Here is a 15,581-nt window from a genome sequence, read left to right as displayed (position 1 = left end):
TTGAATGGAACGATTAAATACGTTTGACTGTGAGACAGCATACAGAAGCAGAAAAATAACTAAGAAAACGCAGCGTTATGCAAACAGCACAGTCAAGAAAGAGACGAAAAAACAGACGATTTTAGGTGTATTACAATACGGGCCGGCAACGGTTAGGGAAATAATTGCCGTACTCTATAAGCAAGGAAAGATAAAAACAAGAGACAGGAATGAAGTGGCTCCTAGAATTACAGAGTTGGCAGAAGATGGTATCGTAGAAGCATTTGAGCAAAAGAAAGATTCTGTTACCGGCAAACCGGTTGCAGTATACAGACTTGTGGAGGGAAAAGATGGACAAGAAAGATGCGATTAAAAGATACATAGCAGGAGAAAAATTGAAAGATATTGCAAGAGATTTTGGCGTCGCTGAATCAACAATAAAATCCTGGGCAAATAAGCATGGATACTACAGGAAAAAGAGAGCAATAGATTTTACGAAAGAGGAAAGAACATCTGTATGCAAAGATTATCAAAGCGGTATGACATTATCTGAAATTGCAAAAAAATACGGTATATCTACAACTACCGTAAGAGACTGGGCGAAGCAGAGAGGTCTATACATCGACAAGCGAATCAAACACCAGATATCCGTTTTTATACATGAAGAAACTAAACCAAAAATGAAAAATCTTGAATTTATAAGGACAGGACCAGGAGCAGGATACTGGGGATACAAGCATTGCTAGGAGGATGAAGATGAAAAAATACGAATTAACAACAAATTTTAAAATTAATATTTGTGGGAAAAAATTGTTTCAGATTAAATCTTTAATTGATTTTAAATATGCGAAAGCTGGAGAGCTTGGGGGTTATATCGAGAGCGAAAAAAATCTATCACAAGAGGGTGACGCTTGGGTATGCGGTAACGCTTGGGTATACGGTGACGCTTGGGTATGCGGTGACGCTTGGGTATGCGGTGACGCTTGGGTATGCGGTAACGCTAAGGTATACGGTAACGCTGAGGTATACGGTGACGCTAAGGTATGCGGTGACGCTTGGGTATACGGTGACGCTTGGGTATGCGGTGACGCTTGGGTATACGGTGACGCTTGGGTATGCGGTGACGCTTGGGTATACGGTAACGCTGAGGTATACGGTGACGCTAAGGTATACGGTAACGCTAAGGTATACGGTAACGCTGAGGTATACGGTGACGCTAAGGTATGCGGTGACGCTTGGGTATGCGGTAACGCTAAGGTATACGGTAACGCTGAGGTATACGGTGACGCTTGGGTATGCGGTGACGCTTGGGTATACGGTAACGCTGAGGTATACGGTGACGCTAAGGTATACGGTAACGATGATTACGCAACTATTAAAGGATTCGGAACAGAATTTAGGAATACCACATTTTTTAGATGCAAAGATGGTGAGGTTAGAGTATCTTGCGGTTGCTTTTTTGGGACAATCGAAGAGTTTAGAGAACAAGTAAAAGTAACAAGAGAAGGTAAAATCGCACAGGAATATTTAAAAATAGCAGATTTGATGGAATATCATTTTTCTGGGGAATAGGCACTAACCGATAGCTGTAGGTCGGTTTATTATATACCACATATGTAACTATAGCATAAGAAACAATGTATAAGCCATGATTCCGCTCCTTAAACAGGAGCGGAGGAAAGGAGAAAGACGTGGGGAAAATTGACGCAACAACGCAAGCCAGGATGGATGGCATGGCATATGCTTTAAGGATAGCACAAAAAGAAGGTGTAGAAGGACTAGAAAAAGAGCTTAAGCGAAGAGGAATCATTGGAATCAATCTCCCGGTATCGCACAAAGAAATAGACAAGGAGCTGGAGAAGATTAAGATGCAGGTATTAGATACAGTGCTTGCAATGTCTTGCATGGTGCTAAGAGATGATTTCGGGTTCGGAACAAAGAGACTCAACAGATTTAAAGAACAATTCAATTTTAAAACAGAATGCCTTCAGGACGATCATATGACTTGGGCGGATATTCTGGAAATTATAAAAGATGAAGTTGGAATAGAACTGGCGATTCGTGAAAATAAATGAGGAGGTAGCTAAATGTTAAACAGAATGAAAGGTTATATCTGCGAAACGACGAATAAACCACAGGACAAGATGCTTTTATGTCCGTGCAAGGACGTTCCTCTTTTGAAAAGATTGTCGTGCGACAAAGATTGCATCTATTGCAGAAAGGAAAAGAAAAAATGATAATAATCGCATTTTTGGCAGGAACATTTTTTGGAGCAGTAGCAGTTATATGTTGGGCATTGTGTGTAGCACAGAAAGATGAGGAAGAGTAATGGAGAGATTAACAAAATTTATAACACCAGTTGGTTTATGCATGACAAATCTAAACAGCATGGAACATCATATGCCTTGTATTGTATGCAGGCATAACGCACAGGTAAAGACAGACGAAAAAGGGAAACAGTATACAGAAAAATTCGGATTTTGTGATACTTGCGAAGTGAAAATGCTGTTTAATAGATTGAAAGAATACGAGGATTTAGAAGAACAGGGATTGCTTCTTAGATTGCCTTGCAAGGTTGGAGATAAACTATACCATGTGATAGAAGATGAGTGTCATAATCCGACTGTTTACATAAGCGAACATATAATCACAGACGTATCAGCGAAATCCGTTTATGCAGCAGATGATTGGTGGACGTTTGAAGAAATGCCTGGAATTAATGCATTTCTCAGCAAAGAAGAAGCGGAAGCGAAGCTAAAAGAGTTAAGCGAGGGAAATTAGGATTAAATTAAAGAAAGGAGGCGGAAGCTCCCGGGAAAAGCTATAGCAGCTTCCTTTTATAACATGTGGAAAGATATACCAGGTTACAACGGAAGATACCAGGAAAGTCAGGATGGGCAGATTTCCAGGCTGTATAAAAATGGTAAGAGAAAAATATTTGCACAGTATGTTAAGAAACGACAGCGCGGAAGTAAAAGGTATTATGTTAAGTTAACAAATCCGGATACGGGAAAATCAACAGATGTCGCAGTACATAAAATCATATTAATAACATATGTCGGTCCGTGTCCGGATGGCTACATACCGGTACATAAAAACGGCATTTGCGAGGACAACTTTATCAGTAATTTATGTTACATGGATAAAAGTAAAGTAGGACAAGCAACCGGAGCAAAATCAAAAAGAAAACCGGTTGTAAAGATAAATCAGAATGGAGAGATTGAAGAATTTTATTCATCTGCAAGAGAAGCTGGAAGAAAGAATTACATGAGCTACCAGACGATTATCGACCGATGTAACGGCAAAGTAAAAAGCGTATTTGCCCCTGATGGATATGCTTATTCATGGGATGATGAAAGAAGATTGCAGAAAGTTATCAGAAAAATAGAACTGGAAAACGGATACATGCCAAAGAAGCCGGAATATGAAGATATGTGGTAATTGTTAATACAGAGGTGATATAGGTGTTTGAAGACAATATATGTCCGATGCTAAAATCAGATGCAGTTAAAAAGTACAATCTTACAGACGATTTTATAAAGAAGTTCTGCAACAAAGGATGTTCTGTCAAATGTGGGGAATTTTTGGAAGAAGAACTGGACAAGATTGGATTGCTACAAGTTGAAGGTCAGATGGAATTTAATTTTGTTAAGAAATGTTAAGGAGAACAATCATGAAGAACAGAGAAAAATACAGAGAAGAAATTTTGAATTATAAAAGAAAAGGATTTTGTGATAATTTTATAGAACCAAATATTTTAAAACCATTAGGAATTAACTGCAGTGAAATTTCTTGCGTACAGTGCAAGTTAATCTCCGATATGTGGCTGGAAGAAGAATACAAGGAACCGGAAGTTGACTGGGGTAAAGTTGCTGTGGATACACCGATATTGGTTAGAGAATCCGGAAGCGATAGATGGGTCAAGAGATATTTTGCAAAATATGAGAACGGAAAGGTTTATGCTTGGAGTGGTGGTCAAACATCATGGTCAGGGTCAGATTACGATGGATGCATGTACGATTGGGATTATGCAAAACTAGCAGATATTAAGGAGGAATTACATGAGTAAAATAAGACAAAGATTAGGTAAAGCCTACATCCATACAAAAGAAATAGGTATCCAGAGTATCATCATTGATGCTCTGGCGAATCACGGTTACGATGTGGACGTTGAAGTAACAGATAATGGAACAGGAAACGAAGTAGTATCATGCTATATTTACGATGTTGGGGGCAGTAAGAACAATGGTTAATTTTTTAGCAGGAATATTTTTAGGAACTGTATGTGGAGTCGTAGTAATGGCATTGTGTCATGTAACGAAAGAGATGGATGATTTAATGAAAAGAAATTGATTGGAATTATAAGTAATTAAATCAGGATTTTAAACAGAAAATGGACAAAAAAGGAGAGCGAAAATGGCTGGCTTAGATCATAATATGTCGGTGAGTGGATTCCTGTTTCAGAACGGTTACCAAATGAAGAAGGATTTATTAATGCGTACTTAAGAAATAAATATGCAGCGGAATTTATCGTAATGATTAAATGGGCGAATAAGCCTACAACATTATATTTTACAAGGAATGGTAAATGGGTTGACGAAGAATGGAACGCATATGACGTTATCGCATGGCAACCGCTTCCTGAACCATATAGCCAGGAGAAATGATAGAAAGGAGAAAACAGATGGAAAGATTAACAGAGTATCATGCAGGAGTTGCTGTAATTAAAGACCGTAGCCTGCTGCCGCAGGCAATGAAAAAACTTGCAGAAATCGAAGATGAAGAAGAAAAAAATGAAGTACCGGATTGGAAGCGAAATTTCATGAAGCGTTTTGAAAGGAGACAGTAGTATGGCAGGAACGGGACCTTGTTTTAATTGCAAAGACAGACATCCAGCATGTCATGGTGGGTGTAGTACATATAAAAGCTGGATAGCGGACTTAAAGGCCAAGCATAAAAAGAAAAAGCAAAATGTAAATCCATATTCATACACGAAGCAAAGGAGCATCGCAAAGAAAGCGATGCGAAACCGATGAAGAACCCATGTAAAGCCTGTGCAGAACCAGTCTGCATGGGCTTGTGCCGGGAAAGAGCAGAGTATCTGGAATGGTACAGCAACTATCGCGATAAAGTAAGGAAACAAATCAGAGAAGTAAGCAGGAGGGGAGAGCGTGACAGAAAAGGAACTGAGTGAAATTCATTACATAAACCTTGAAATAAAGCACATTCAGACGGAATTAAACAGATTAGAATATAAAAGCCTTGTAAAAGGACAGGAGATTACCGGTCTTCCTGGCGCTAGTGGCGCATCGGACAAGGTAGCAGATTATGCTACTGAAAAGGCAGAACTGGAGCTGATGCTGGATATGGAATTGAAGAAATTATACCTTGCCAGAAATCGAGTAGAGAGGTTTTTGCAGGAAATAGATGATAGTGAGATTCGTTTAATTATTCGACTAAGAGCGATTAATTGCATGAGCTGGTATCAGATTGGTGAAGAAGTTGGAAAAGACAGGAGGACTGTACAGAAAAAATATAAGAAATTTTTGAAAATGTACTGAAATGTACCACAACAATTTGATATAGTTATGATAGAACAAGTGAAGGGTGATTGGTTAATCTTTTCTTCATAAGCTACTCCTTATAAAATATATTTTTCAGAATGAACTCGGGTGACCTTCGGGACCCGGGTCTTTTTGTATCTAAATTTAAGGACCATTAGCTCAGTTGGTCAGAGCAGTCGGCTCATAACCGATCGGTCCCAGGTTCAAGTCCTGGATGGTCCATTTAAAAGAAAGGAGTGAGTCTGAATGACGGAAAAACAAAAAAGATTTTGTGACGAATATCTGATTGATTGTAATGCCACTCGGGCTTACAAGGCAGTTTATAAAAATATAAAAAATGATGGAGTAGCAAGAAGGAATGGAAGTAGATTGCTGACAAATGCTGACATCAAAAAATATATAGATGCCCGAATGGAAGAACTTCACAATGAGAAGACGGCAGATGCTCAGGAAGTAATCGAGTATCTGTCTGCTGTCCTTCGCGGAGAGAGTACCGCACAGGAAATTGTAGTTGTGGGAACTGGTGACGGCTGTAGTAAAGCAAAGACTGTAGAGAAAGCGCCATCAGAAAAAGAACGATTAAAGGCTGCGGAGCTTCTTGGTAAGCGGTATGCGCTATTCACCGACAGGGTTGACATGGATACCGATATGGATCTGAATATCACAATTGATTATGGAGATAATGACAATGAAGAAAGTTAATATTTTAGGAACGTTATATACGATATATTTTGATGCGCCAGATGAAAAACTTCCAGAGGGTTGTGATGGATGTATGGATCAGAGTATTCATCAGATTAGGATCGCGAAGTTAGAATCCAGTAGAAACTCTTTAAGGAATTTGAAAGAGTACAAGAAGAAGGTACTCAGGCATGAAATTATTCACGCGTTTCTGTACGAGTCTGGATTATGGAATAACAGTGGCGGTGCCGAAAGCTGGGGACGGAACGAGGAGATTACAGACTGGATTGCTATTCAGTCACCGAAACTTTTCAAAGCCTTTAAAGAAGCTGATTGCCTGTGAAAATAAATGTTCAAGCTAATCCATGCTTTAAAGAGGTTGACCGCAGTAAAAAACGATACATCGTGATGAAAGGCTCTGCCGGATCCGGAAAGAGTATGGATACAGCACAGCATTATATCCTAAGGCTCATGAGTGATCCTGGCCGAAATCTTTTATGTGTCCGAAAAGCGGATGTAACAAATAGAGATAGCACTTTTGCAGAATTGCAGGGTGCTATTTTTCGTATGTTCGGAGAACAGTATAAACGATACTGGTACATCAATGCATCAAATATGATTATAGAATGCAAGAGTAATCATAATCAGATTATATTCAGAGGTGTGAATGATGAAAGGCAGAGAGAAAAGCTGAAATCAATCACATTCAAGCGAGGAAAACTTACCGATGTTTGGATAGAAGAAGCAACAGAGATTACACAGTCAGATTTTGAAATTATCGATGACCGACTAAGAGGCGAATTGCCAGAAGGACAGTTCTATCAGATTAGAATGACATTTAACCCTGTATCAGCACACCACTGGATCAAGAAAGTGTTCTTTGATCGTACTGATCCTGATGTACTCACACACCAGTCAACTTACGAAAAGAACCGATTCATCGATGAAGCATATCACAGACGAATGCTAAGACGTAAAGAGGTAGACCCAGAAGGATACAGAGTTTATGGCCTTGGAGAGTGGGGAGAAGTTGCAGGTTTGATCCTTAAAAATTATGTCATAGAAGAATTTGATCGTACACCAGAACGCTTTGATTACATGGTAAATGCACAGGACTTTGGATTTAACCATGCAAACTGTATTGGGGAGGTTGGGTTCAAAGATGGCGATCTGTACTTATGCCAGGAACTCTATGTCTACGAAATGGACACAGAAGAAATTATCAAAAAGGCAGCAGGGAGATTCAACAAGAAACTTCGTATGTGGTGTGACTCTGCGGAACCAGATCGTATTAAGATGTGGAAGAAAGCAGGATATAGGGCAAAAGGAGTAAAGAAAGAGCTAAACAGTGTCAGTGCACAGATTGACTATTTGAAACAGCACAGAATACACATCTATCCAAGCTGTGTAAACACAATTAAAGAAATACAACAATGGAAGTGGAAGAAAGATGAGAGAACAAATACTTATCTGGATGAACCAGTTCCATTTTTTGATGATGCAATGGCTATGCTGCGTTATTCGATTGAAGAAGAACGAAAGCAGAAACCAAGACTAAACACAAAAGTGAAAGGAGGAATATGATGCGTAAAGAAATTTATAGGATATCGCCAGACGAAGAACTAACAGATGCGAAGTTGAGTCGGTTTATCGCAAGGCATGCTGCAGAAAGCACGTTTCGGTATAAACAATTACAGGATGCATACGAAACAGATTTCCCAATCTTTCACGAAAAACCAAAACCAGAGTGGAAACCCGATAATCGTATTGCTGTAAACTTTGCAAAATACATTGTAGACACAATGAACGGGTATTTCATTGGAAATCCAATCAAAATCACAGTAGATGATGGAGAGGAAACGATTGAAAAATACATAGAATTTCTTGATCAGTACAATGATCAGGATGACAACAATGCAGAATTGTCTAAGATTTGCTCTATTTATGGAAAAGGGTACGAAATGTATTATAACGATGAAGAAGGAAACGTCGGAATTATATATTTAAATCCAACAGAAGCGTTTATGATCTATGATGATTCGGTACTTAAACGTGAACGCTATTTTGTTCGGCTATATAGGGATGAGGATAATGTCTTGCATGGAAGTGTATCGGACCAAGAAAAAGTTCGATGGTTTACTATAAAAGGGAAGATTGTTTGGAATGAACAAGAACAATTACATTACTTTAATGGAGTGCCAGCAACAGAGTACCGGGAAAATAAAGAATGCCAGGGAATCTTTGAACCAGTGATGTCTATGATCAATGCATATAATAAAGCAATCAGTGAAAAAGCGAATGATGTAGATTATTTTGCGGATGCATATTTGAAAATTATAGGGACTTTATTGGATGAGGATGAATTGAAACATATTAGATCAGATCGCGTGATCAACTTCGATGGAGATGCAGAGAATCTGATGATTGATTTTTTACAGAAGCCGGATGGAGATGTAACACAGGAACATTTGATTGATCGCTTGGAAAAATTGATATTTCAGATTGCTATGGTGGCAAACATCAGTGATGAGAACTTTGGTACAAGCTCCGGTATTGCGATGAGTTATAAATTGCAGGCAATGAATAATCTTAGAAAAACCAAAGAGCGTAAATTTACATCTGGGATGAATCGAAGATACAAACTGATCTTTAGTAATCCTGGAAACGCTATGAAAAAAGATGATTGGGTGAAGTTGCATTATAAATTCACACCAAATGTTCCAGCAAACCTATTAGAAGAAAGTCAGATCGCACAAAATCTTTCTGGTGTTGTGTCACAAGAAACACAGCTCGGAGTCTTAAGTGTTGTGGATAATCCGAAGACAGAGATTGAGCGTATAGACAAAGAAGAGGAGAAGCCAAGAGATGTAGTGATGCAGCAGATGTTTGGAGACAAGACAGATGAGCAGTAAAAATTACTGGAGAGAGCGAGAAGAACGTCAGAGAAAATTGAATATCAAAAATGAAGCTGAGTATCAAAAGAAATTAGATGATATTTATGCGGATATGCTTGAAAATATAGAAAAGGAGATCAACGGATTCTATGTGAAGTATGCTAAAGCAGAGGGAATCACGATGGCAGAAGCCAAGAAGCGGATCGCCAAGATTGATATTGAAGCATATGCCAAGAAAGCAAAACGTTATGTTAAGAATAAGGACCTCTCGAAGAAAGCCAATGATGAGATGCGATATTATAATGCAGCAATGAAGATCAATCGATTAGAATTGTTAAAAGCCAACATAGGAATGCATTTGGTAGGCGGCTATGATGAGATAGAGAAGATGTTTGGAGATGTGTTCACACAGCGAACTGAGGAAGAAATGCGGAAACAAGCAGGTATACTAGGAAAGACGATTAATGATAATGCGAAAAAGGCAAGAGTGATCGTTGACGCATCTTATAAAAACGCAACGTGGTCCGAACGTATCTGGGCGCACCAGTCAATGCTGAAATCAGAAATCGACAAGCTTCTTCAGGAAGGGTTGATCCAAGGGAAACACCCAAGCGTACTTGCGAGACATTTAGAAAAACTATTTGGAGTCAGCAAGAGTAACGCAATGAGACTGATGGTTACAGAACTTGCAAGAGTTCAGACAGAAGCCCAGAAGCAGTCGTACATAGAGAATGGTTTTGATCATTATCAGTATATAGCGTGTCAGAAGTTAGATGCCTGCAGTGAATGTAAGAGACTGGATGAGAAAGTGTTCAAAGTAATTGATATGATGCCAGGAGAAAATGCTCCTCCGATGCATCCGTATTGTCATTGTAGTACAGCGGCTCATATGGATGATAATGATTATGAGAAATGGCTAGATACGTATTCGGAGCATGGACTTGATTTTGAATCGTGGCAGCAGTTGAAAGCACAAAGCAGAAATGATAAAATTCAATTAGATGAAGATGAATTGAGCGCTTTAATGAAATATAAAAGTTTTGAGTCTTATACAATCAATGATCTGCTGAGAAGATGTGAAGACCCACAGAAACTTCCAGAAAAAGATCAACAATTTGTCAGTCATTTAGACTCGGCATTAACGAAAGTTCCACAATACGAAGGGGATTTAGTTAGAGCGGTTGATTTTTCTAGTTATGCAGATTGTGAAGAAAGAATAATAAAATGCGTGGAAGAATTTGTTGAAAAGAAAGAAATCATTATAGATCAATACTGGAGTACATCGAAAGAGGAAGGATATAATGAAGAAGCTAAAATTGTGATTTATATTCAAAATTCAAAGAAAGGAAGGGACATTAGTCAGCTCGGACTAGATGAAAAAGAAGTTTTATATGAACGAAAATCAGGGTTTAAAGTTTTAAGTAAAAAGAAAGTAGATGGAGTTTGGTATATTCTTTTACGAGAGGTATAGATATGGCGTATGAAGATATTTATAAAGGATTAACAGAAGAAGAAAAACAAAGAATGATAAAGGATGACATTCCAAAATTTCGAGTTATAGGAGACGCTAATTTATCGGAAGAAGAGTTGGTACAAGCCGAACAAGATTTAAACAAAATAATTAAAAGACTTCGAAAGAGAGCTAAAAACAAAAAATGATAGAAATAAAAGTGCGTGATCATGAAATCACAGTAGTAGGCCATGCAAATTATGCAGAGTATGGCAGAGACATTATATGTGCATCGGTGTCGATGTTATTGCAGAACCTAGTAAAGTCAATTCATGATCTAACCGACGACAAAATAGAATACGATTTAAAAGCTGGACAGGCTTTTATCAGATACAGGGATTTATCAGAGAAATCAAAAACTTTGATAGATTCCTTTTTTATTGGCATTTGTAGCGTTGCAGATGCTTATCCGGATTATGTCCGGATCGTGTAACTGTTGTGACCGAAATGTCGTTAAACTAAGTTTTTATTAGCAATGATCTGGAAAGAGACGGATCAGGGCGAAAGGAGCAAATATGGAGAAATACAAGTTATTTTTACAGCTGTTCACAGAAGGAGATGACGGTGGGACCGGTGACGGGAATGGCGATGGATCCGGAGCAGAAGGTGGAAATAATGAACCAATGTCGTTTGATGACTTCTTAGGCCTAGAAGGAAATCAGGCAGAATTTGACCGCAGACTGAACAAAGCGGTAAAAACAGCAGTGACCAATGCAGAAGAAAAATGGAAGGCACTGACTGACGACAAGCTGACAGAAGCAGAAAAGCTCGCCAAAATGACCAAAGAAGAAAAAGCGGAATATCGTGCAAAGAAAGCAGAAAAAGAACTGGCAGATCTGAAAAAGATGAATGCCAGAACCGAACTGGCTAAAACAGCACGAAAGATGTTAGCGGATGAATGCATCAATATTCCAGATGAACTTCTTAGCAATTTGGTAACAGACGATGCAGATGGAACTAATACCGCGGTTAAATCGTTTGCAAAAATGTATAAGGAAGCAGTGCAGGCAGCAGTCAAAGAAGCAATCAAAGGAAAACCACCAAAAGCAGGAACAGGCGGTGGAAATACGATCACAAAAGAACAGATCATGGACATCAAAGACCCGATCGAACGTCAGAAGATGATCCGAGAAAATATCAATCTGTTCCAGTAAAGAAAGGAGAAGAAATGGGAAAATATAAATTAGACCTGCAGTTATTTGCAGCACCAGATGGAATGACTGGACATGGAAACTTAGAAGTAAAGGCAAGGGAAATTGACTTTGTAACATCTTTCGGAAAGAATATTCAGGCATTATTAGATGTACTTGGTATCGCAAGGATGATCAGAAAAGAGAATGGAAGTGCCTTAAAAACAAAAGAAGTAGCAGGAGAACTGAAATCAGGAGATATTGGAGAGGGAGAAGAAATCCCATATTCTCAGTACAAAGTAACAGAAAAGGTATTCGATACGATTAAGATTGAAAAGTATCGAAAAGGCGTATCCTTGGAAGCAATTGCAGAAAAAGGATATGATGTTGCTGTCAATGATACAGACGAAGAATTTAAATCAGATCTTCAAAATAAGGTTAGTGATAAATTCTACAAGCAGTTAAAAGCTGGATCACTCACAGGAGCAGAAACAACATGGCAGATGGCAGTTGCAATGTCCATCGGAAGAGTGAAAGACAAATTTAAGAAGATGAAAAGAACCGCAACAGGTGTAGCCGTATGGGTTAACACACTCGATGTATACAAATATGTAGGTGCAGCAGATATCACACTGCAGACAGCATTCGGATTTGAGTACATGAAGAATTTCTTAGGCGCTGATGTTGTATTCATCAGTTCCGAGATCCCAGAAGGTGTTGTAATTGCTACTCCGTTGAACAACATTGTAGCTTACTATGTTGATCCAGGGGACAGTGAGTTTGTAAAAGCTGGATTATCCTACACAACAGACCCAACAACAGGATTTATCGGATTCCATGCACAGGGAACTTATGAAAGAGCGATCTCTGACTTATTTGCGATCATGGGGTTACGTCTTTTCTGTGAATATCTCGATGCGATCGCCTATACAAGTGTTGGAAGCAAAGATACGCAGACTCTTGGAGAATTACATCTTACAGCAACAGAAGGTACAAATGATGGCGATACAGTGATCATGGTAGATGAACAGCTTATGTCTATGAAAAATATGTTCAAATATAAGGTAAACGCATCTGCAGCAACAGCCGTAACTTATGGCATGGATGTAAAGAACTGGTCTAAATGGGATGGAGTATCAGAGATCACAGCAGCAAAAGGCAATCATGTGACAATCGTTGAGTGTGATCGTAACTACAAAGCAGTAAGATCAGGGGATGTAGTATCCGCTGCAAAAGAGTAGTGAGGTGTTGATATGACTTATGAAGTAGTAAAAGCATTTCATGATTTGCAGGATTATAAAGATGTCAAAGGCGGTAAAGTATATCATCACTATGATGTCGGGGATACCTATCCAAGACAGGGATTAAGTCCAACACCAAACAAAACAAGAATCGAGGAACTTCTTAGCAGCGGAAACGCTCAGGGAGTTCCTTTAATTGCAGAAGTAAAGGAGAAAGCGAATGCTGGAAAAGCTTAAGACAATGCTTGGTTTTGAGGATTCCACGCAGGATGAAAAACTGATGTTGATCTTAGATTCTGTAGAATCAAGGCTTCGATTACTGCTTGGCGGCACAGATCCACCAGATGAGATGGAACACATCATTATCGAAGTAGCGATCATTCGTTTTAATCGTATCGGATCCGAAGGATTGGCAAGTCACAATGTGGAAGGAGAAACACAGTCGTATGCATCTGCAAATGATTTTGCTCCGTTTATGGATGAAATCGAAGCATATTTGCAGATGCAAAAGGATGCAAAGCGAGGAAAGCTGAGGTTTCTATGAGATATGATACAATGATTTACTTTCAAAAGTTGACACAAGGAGAATATGATCAGGAAACAGGGGATTATAAAGAAGATTCTGTAAGCGAAGATCAAAAACAAGCATCGGTTATGGATACAACAACACAGATGATGCAGGTTGTTTATGGAATGATCAAACAAGGAAGCTTGACAATTCAGTTACAGAATCACTATGATCAGCCATTTGATCAGATCAGAACTGGAAACAAGATCTATAAAGTTGATTATTCAAGGAAACTTCGAACAAAACAGACTTTTATTGTATCGGAGGTGCAGTGATGAGTGGTCTTAAGGTAAATGGATTAGATCAACTTAATGCAAAATTAAGGAAAAACATGGATCCTAATGTAGTAAAGACAGTGGTTAAAAAGAATGGGGCAGATCTTCAGAAAAAGGCACAGAGATATGCGCCAGTAGATACTGGAACGTTAAAGAGAAGCATTGATCTTAATATTAAAGATGGTGGTTTAACTGCGGTTGTAGCACCAACGACAGATTATGCAGAATATGTTGAGTATGGAACACGTTTCATGGAATCACAGCCATATATGCGCCCAGCACTGGGTGAGCAGAAGCAGATTTTTAAAAGAGACTTAGAAAAGATAATGAGGTGATTATGGACCCACAGCAGGAGTTATTTACTGAGCTGCTGTTAGAATTAAAGGAAAAATATCAGGATACGGGAATTGGTGTGTACGATACGTTCTTGCCACCGGATAAAACCCCGTATCCTTTTGTTTACCTTGCAGACAGCACACAGGATGATCAAGCAAATAAAACAACAGTCTTTGGAGCAGTCAGCCAGGTAATCCATGTCTGGCATAACAATCCAAGACAGAGAGGAACACTATCGAAGATATTGTTAGAAATCAAAGATATGTGCTACAAGATCGGAGAAACAAAAAACTTTGGTTGGAGTCTTGTAAGAGTGAACCAAAGAATCCTCTCGGATACAACAACAAAAGAACCCCTTATGCATGGGGTTTTAGAATTAGAATTTACATTTAATTAGGAGGTAGCAATGTTAAATTTACAGCTTTTTGGAAACGAAGCGGTACAAGGTAAGAAGATTGTTTATCTGTATCGAATTTTATCTGAATCAGCAACACAAGCGGGTGCGACACTTGCGTTTACAACAGAAAACGGCCGTACAAAGTCAAAGGATGCAGATTCTACAGCAACAAAGGATGGTTCTATCAGAACACCAGGTGCAGCAGAAGTAGAAATTACTGCAACTTCAATTCTGAAGAAAGACGATGAATTAGTGGATAAGCTTGAAAAGGCTTTAGATGATGATGAACTGATTGAGATTTGGGAAGCTAATTTAGCGGAACCAGTTGGATCAGGAAGTAATAAATTTAAAGGAAAATATTTTCAGGGGTATCTGACAGAAATTGAACGAACAGCGAATGCAGATGAGTTTGTAGAGATTTCTTTAACATTCGGTATTAACGGAACAGGTGTAGACGGAGATGTAACTGTGACAGCACAGCAGCAGGAACAGGCATATGCATTTGTGGATACACCAAAAACAGGAGCTTAGGAGGTAACACATGTACGAATTACAGATTAATGGAACAACATACGAATTTAACTTTGGAATGGGATTTATGAGAGAAATCAATAAAACAATCGCTGTTCCAGTAGAAAATATTAAAGGGAAAACAAAAGATATTGGACTTCAGTATAAAGTTGCAGAAATGTTGGATGGAGATCTTGATGCATTAGAAGATGTCTTACTGGTAGCGAACAAAGGATTTTTACCACGGCTTGAACGAACAGAACTGGATAAGCACATCGAAGATGAAAACACAGATATCGATGAATTATTTGATACGGTACTGGGTTTCTTAGAGAGTGCAAATGCTACGAAGAAAACGACACGAGAACTCAAGGAAGAAGTGGAGAAGCAGAAAAAGAAACAACAGGAAGAATAAAAAATTTTGAAGAAATATACCGGGAACTAGCGATTGACTGTTTCCGGTATTTTGGTTTTACGTCGTTTGATCAAGTAGATC

The 15,581-nt window shown here is 38.8% G+C and carries 30 protein-coding genes and 1 tRNA gene; all 31 read left to right on the top strand.

What is annotated here, in order from left to right; translation table 11 throughout:
- The first annotated feature begins 4 nt into the window (after positions 1-4).
- The 31 genes from KTB61_RS09105 (at position 5) to KTB61_RS08955 (ending at position 15,500) form a co-directional block, all read left to right on the top strand.
- The gene (locus KTB61_RS09105; protein ID WP_216697331.1) at positions 5-352 is read left to right on the top strand and encodes a hypothetical protein; all 348 of its coding nucleotides are present in this window, start codon (positions 5-7) and stop codon (positions 350-352) included.
- The gene (locus KTB61_RS09100) at positions 330-725 is read left to right on the top strand and encodes a helix-turn-helix domain-containing protein (protein WP_216697362.1); all 396 of its coding nucleotides are present in this window, start codon (positions 330-332) and stop codon (positions 723-725) included. Before KTB61_RS09105 ends, KTB61_RS09100 begins: the two co-directional genes overlap by 23 nt.
- A 10-nt stretch (positions 726-735) precedes the next feature.
- Positions 736-1,551 carry a hypothetical protein gene (locus tag KTB61_RS09095; RefSeq protein WP_216697330.1) on the top strand — a complete coding sequence of 272 codons (816 nt, stop codon included), beginning with the start codon at positions 736-738 and terminating at the stop codon, positions 1,549-1,551.
- Between the two features lie 119 nt (positions 1,552-1,670).
- The gene (locus KTB61_RS09090) at positions 1,671-2,054 is read left to right on the top strand and encodes a hypothetical protein (RefSeq protein ID WP_216697329.1); all 384 of its coding nucleotides are present in this window, start codon (positions 1,671-1,673) and stop codon (positions 2,052-2,054) included.
- A 253-nt stretch (positions 2,055-2,307) separates the two neighbouring features.
- On the top strand, positions 2,308-2,760 hold the full coding sequence (locus KTB61_RS09085; protein WP_216697328.1) for a hypothetical protein: 453 nt from the start codon (positions 2,308-2,310) through the stop codon (positions 2,758-2,760).
- A 63-nt stretch (positions 2,761-2,823) separates the two neighbouring features.
- Positions 2,824-3,420 carry an HNH endonuclease gene (locus tag KTB61_RS09080; protein ID WP_216697327.1) on the top strand — a complete coding sequence of 199 codons (597 nt, stop codon included), beginning with the start codon at positions 2,824-2,826 and terminating at the stop codon, positions 3,418-3,420.
- Between the two features lie 23 nt (positions 3,421-3,443).
- Positions 3,444-3,641 (top strand): hypothetical protein, encoded by a 198-nt coding sequence (locus KTB61_RS09075; protein WP_216697326.1) that lies wholly within the window; start codon positions 3,444-3,446, stop codon positions 3,639-3,641.
- A gap of 11 nt (positions 3,642-3,652) precedes the next feature.
- The gene (locus KTB61_RS09070) at positions 3,653-4,048 is read left to right on the top strand and encodes a hypothetical protein (protein WP_216697325.1); all 396 of its coding nucleotides are present in this window, start codon (positions 3,653-3,655) and stop codon (positions 4,046-4,048) included.
- Entirely contained in the window at positions 4,041-4,232 is a 192-nt protein-coding gene (locus KTB61_RS09065; protein ID WP_216697324.1) for a hypothetical protein, read from the top strand. Before KTB61_RS09070 ends, KTB61_RS09065 begins: the two co-directional genes overlap by 8 nt.
- Complete coding sequence (locus KTB61_RS09060) at positions 4,225-4,332, top strand: DUF3789 domain-containing protein (protein WP_216697323.1); 108 nt, start codon at positions 4,225-4,227, stop codon at positions 4,330-4,332. Before KTB61_RS09065 ends, KTB61_RS09060 begins: the two co-directional genes overlap by 8 nt.
- Before the next feature lie 137 nt (positions 4,333-4,469).
- Positions 4,470-4,646, top strand: coding sequence for a hypothetical protein (locus KTB61_RS09055; protein WP_330656361.1), 177 nt, complete (start codon positions 4,470-4,472; stop codon positions 4,644-4,646).
- A 17-nt stretch (positions 4,647-4,663) separates the two neighbouring features.
- Positions 4,664-4,828, top strand: coding sequence for a hypothetical protein (locus KTB61_RS09050; protein WP_216697322.1), 165 nt, complete (start codon positions 4,664-4,666; stop codon positions 4,826-4,828).
- A gap of 183 nt (positions 4,829-5,011) precedes the next feature.
- Positions 5,012-5,173, top strand: a complete 162-nt coding sequence (locus tag KTB61_RS09045) for a hypothetical protein (RefSeq protein ID WP_216697321.1) — start codon at positions 5,012-5,014, stop codon at positions 5,171-5,173.
- A complete protein-coding gene (locus KTB61_RS09040) occupies positions 5,151-5,540 on the top strand; it encodes a sigma-70 family RNA polymerase sigma factor (RefSeq protein ID WP_216697320.1) in 390 nt (129 codons plus the stop codon). Before KTB61_RS09045 ends, KTB61_RS09040 begins: the two co-directional genes overlap by 23 nt.
- A 151-nt stretch (positions 5,541-5,691) precedes the next feature.
- A tRNA-Ile gene (locus KTB61_RS09035) sits at positions 5,692-5,765 on the top strand.
- A 24-nt stretch (positions 5,766-5,789) separates the two neighbouring features.
- Positions 5,790-6,245: a terminase small subunit gene (locus KTB61_RS09030; RefSeq protein WP_075758460.1), complete on the top strand. Its 456-nt coding sequence runs from the start codon at positions 5,790-5,792 to the stop codon at positions 6,243-6,245.
- Positions 6,232-6,567 (top strand): hypothetical protein, encoded by a 336-nt coding sequence (locus tag KTB61_RS09025; protein WP_226976426.1) that lies wholly within the window; start codon positions 6,232-6,234, stop codon positions 6,565-6,567. The genes KTB61_RS09030 and KTB61_RS09025 overlap by 14 nt, the downstream gene beginning before the upstream one ends.
- Complete coding sequence (locus tag KTB61_RS09020) at positions 6,564-7,808, top strand: PBSX family phage terminase large subunit (RefSeq protein WP_075758462.1); 1,245 nt, start codon at positions 6,564-6,566, stop codon at positions 7,806-7,808. Before KTB61_RS09025 ends, KTB61_RS09020 begins: the two co-directional genes overlap by 4 nt.
- The gene (locus KTB61_RS09015; RefSeq protein ID WP_230973694.1) at positions 7,805-9,136 is read left to right on the top strand and encodes a phage portal protein; all 1,332 of its coding nucleotides are present in this window, start codon (positions 7,805-7,807) and stop codon (positions 9,134-9,136) included. Before KTB61_RS09020 ends, KTB61_RS09015 begins: the two co-directional genes overlap by 4 nt.
- Entirely contained in the window at positions 9,126-10,589 is a 1,464-nt protein-coding gene (locus KTB61_RS09010) for a minor capsid protein (RefSeq protein WP_075758464.1), read from the top strand. The genes KTB61_RS09015 and KTB61_RS09010 overlap by 11 nt, the downstream gene beginning before the upstream one ends.
- Before the next feature lie 2 nt (positions 10,590-10,591).
- On the top strand, positions 10,592-10,777 hold the full coding sequence (locus KTB61_RS09005; RefSeq protein WP_075758465.1) for a hypothetical protein: 186 nt from the start codon (positions 10,592-10,594) through the stop codon (positions 10,775-10,777).
- Positions 10,778-10,788: 11 nt separating this feature from the next.
- Positions 10,789-11,061: a ribosomal-processing cysteine protease Prp gene (locus tag KTB61_RS09000; RefSeq protein ID WP_075758467.1), complete on the top strand. Its 273-nt coding sequence runs from the start codon at positions 10,789-10,791 to the stop codon at positions 11,059-11,061.
- Positions 11,062-11,143: 82 nt separating this feature from the next.
- Positions 11,144-11,782 (top strand): DUF4355 domain-containing protein, encoded by a 639-nt coding sequence (locus KTB61_RS08995; RefSeq protein WP_083638208.1) that lies wholly within the window; start codon positions 11,144-11,146, stop codon positions 11,780-11,782.
- A gap of 14 nt (positions 11,783-11,796) precedes the next feature.
- A complete protein-coding gene (locus KTB61_RS08990) occupies positions 11,797-12,999 on the top strand; it encodes a hypothetical protein (RefSeq protein WP_230973693.1) in 1,203 nt (400 codons plus the stop codon).
- Positions 13,000-13,011: 12 nt separating this feature from the next.
- Positions 13,012-13,236 carry a hypothetical protein gene (locus tag KTB61_RS08985; protein WP_075758468.1) on the top strand — a complete coding sequence of 75 codons (225 nt, stop codon included), beginning with the start codon at positions 13,012-13,014 and terminating at the stop codon, positions 13,234-13,236.
- Positions 13,220-13,543, top strand: a complete 324-nt coding sequence (locus KTB61_RS08980) for a phage head-tail connector protein (RefSeq protein ID WP_075758469.1) — start codon at positions 13,220-13,222, stop codon at positions 13,541-13,543. The genes KTB61_RS08985 and KTB61_RS08980 overlap by 17 nt, the downstream gene beginning before the upstream one ends.
- Entirely contained in the window at positions 13,540-13,842 is a 303-nt protein-coding gene (locus tag KTB61_RS08975) for a hypothetical protein (protein ID WP_075758470.1), read from the top strand. Before KTB61_RS08980 ends, KTB61_RS08975 begins: the two co-directional genes overlap by 4 nt.
- Positions 13,842-14,177, top strand: coding sequence for an HK97-gp10 family putative phage morphogenesis protein (locus KTB61_RS08970; protein WP_075758471.1), 336 nt, complete (start codon positions 13,842-13,844; stop codon positions 14,175-14,177). The genes KTB61_RS08975 and KTB61_RS08970 overlap by 1 nt, the downstream gene beginning before the upstream one ends.
- A gap of 2 nt (positions 14,178-14,179) precedes the next feature.
- Positions 14,180-14,575, top strand: coding sequence for a hypothetical protein (locus tag KTB61_RS08965; protein WP_075758472.1), 396 nt, complete (start codon positions 14,180-14,182; stop codon positions 14,573-14,575).
- A gap of 9 nt (positions 14,576-14,584) precedes the next feature.
- Complete coding sequence (locus KTB61_RS08960) at positions 14,585-15,106, top strand: phage major tail protein, TP901-1 family (RefSeq protein ID WP_075758473.1); 522 nt, start codon at positions 14,585-14,587, stop codon at positions 15,104-15,106.
- 10 nt (positions 15,107-15,116) lie between these two features.
- On the top strand, positions 15,117-15,500 hold the full coding sequence (locus tag KTB61_RS08955) for a tail assembly chaperone (RefSeq protein ID WP_075758474.1): 384 nt from the start codon (positions 15,117-15,119) through the stop codon (positions 15,498-15,500).
- Positions 15,501-15,581 lie beyond the last annotated feature (81 nt).

This window comes from Anaerostipes faecalis, assembly GCF_018982945.1.
GTDB classification, from domain to species: domain Bacteria; phylum Bacillota; class Clostridia; order Lachnospirales; family Lachnospiraceae; genus Anaerostipes; species Anaerostipes faecalis.
This window is presented reverse-complemented; position numbering and strand designations above follow the sequence as displayed.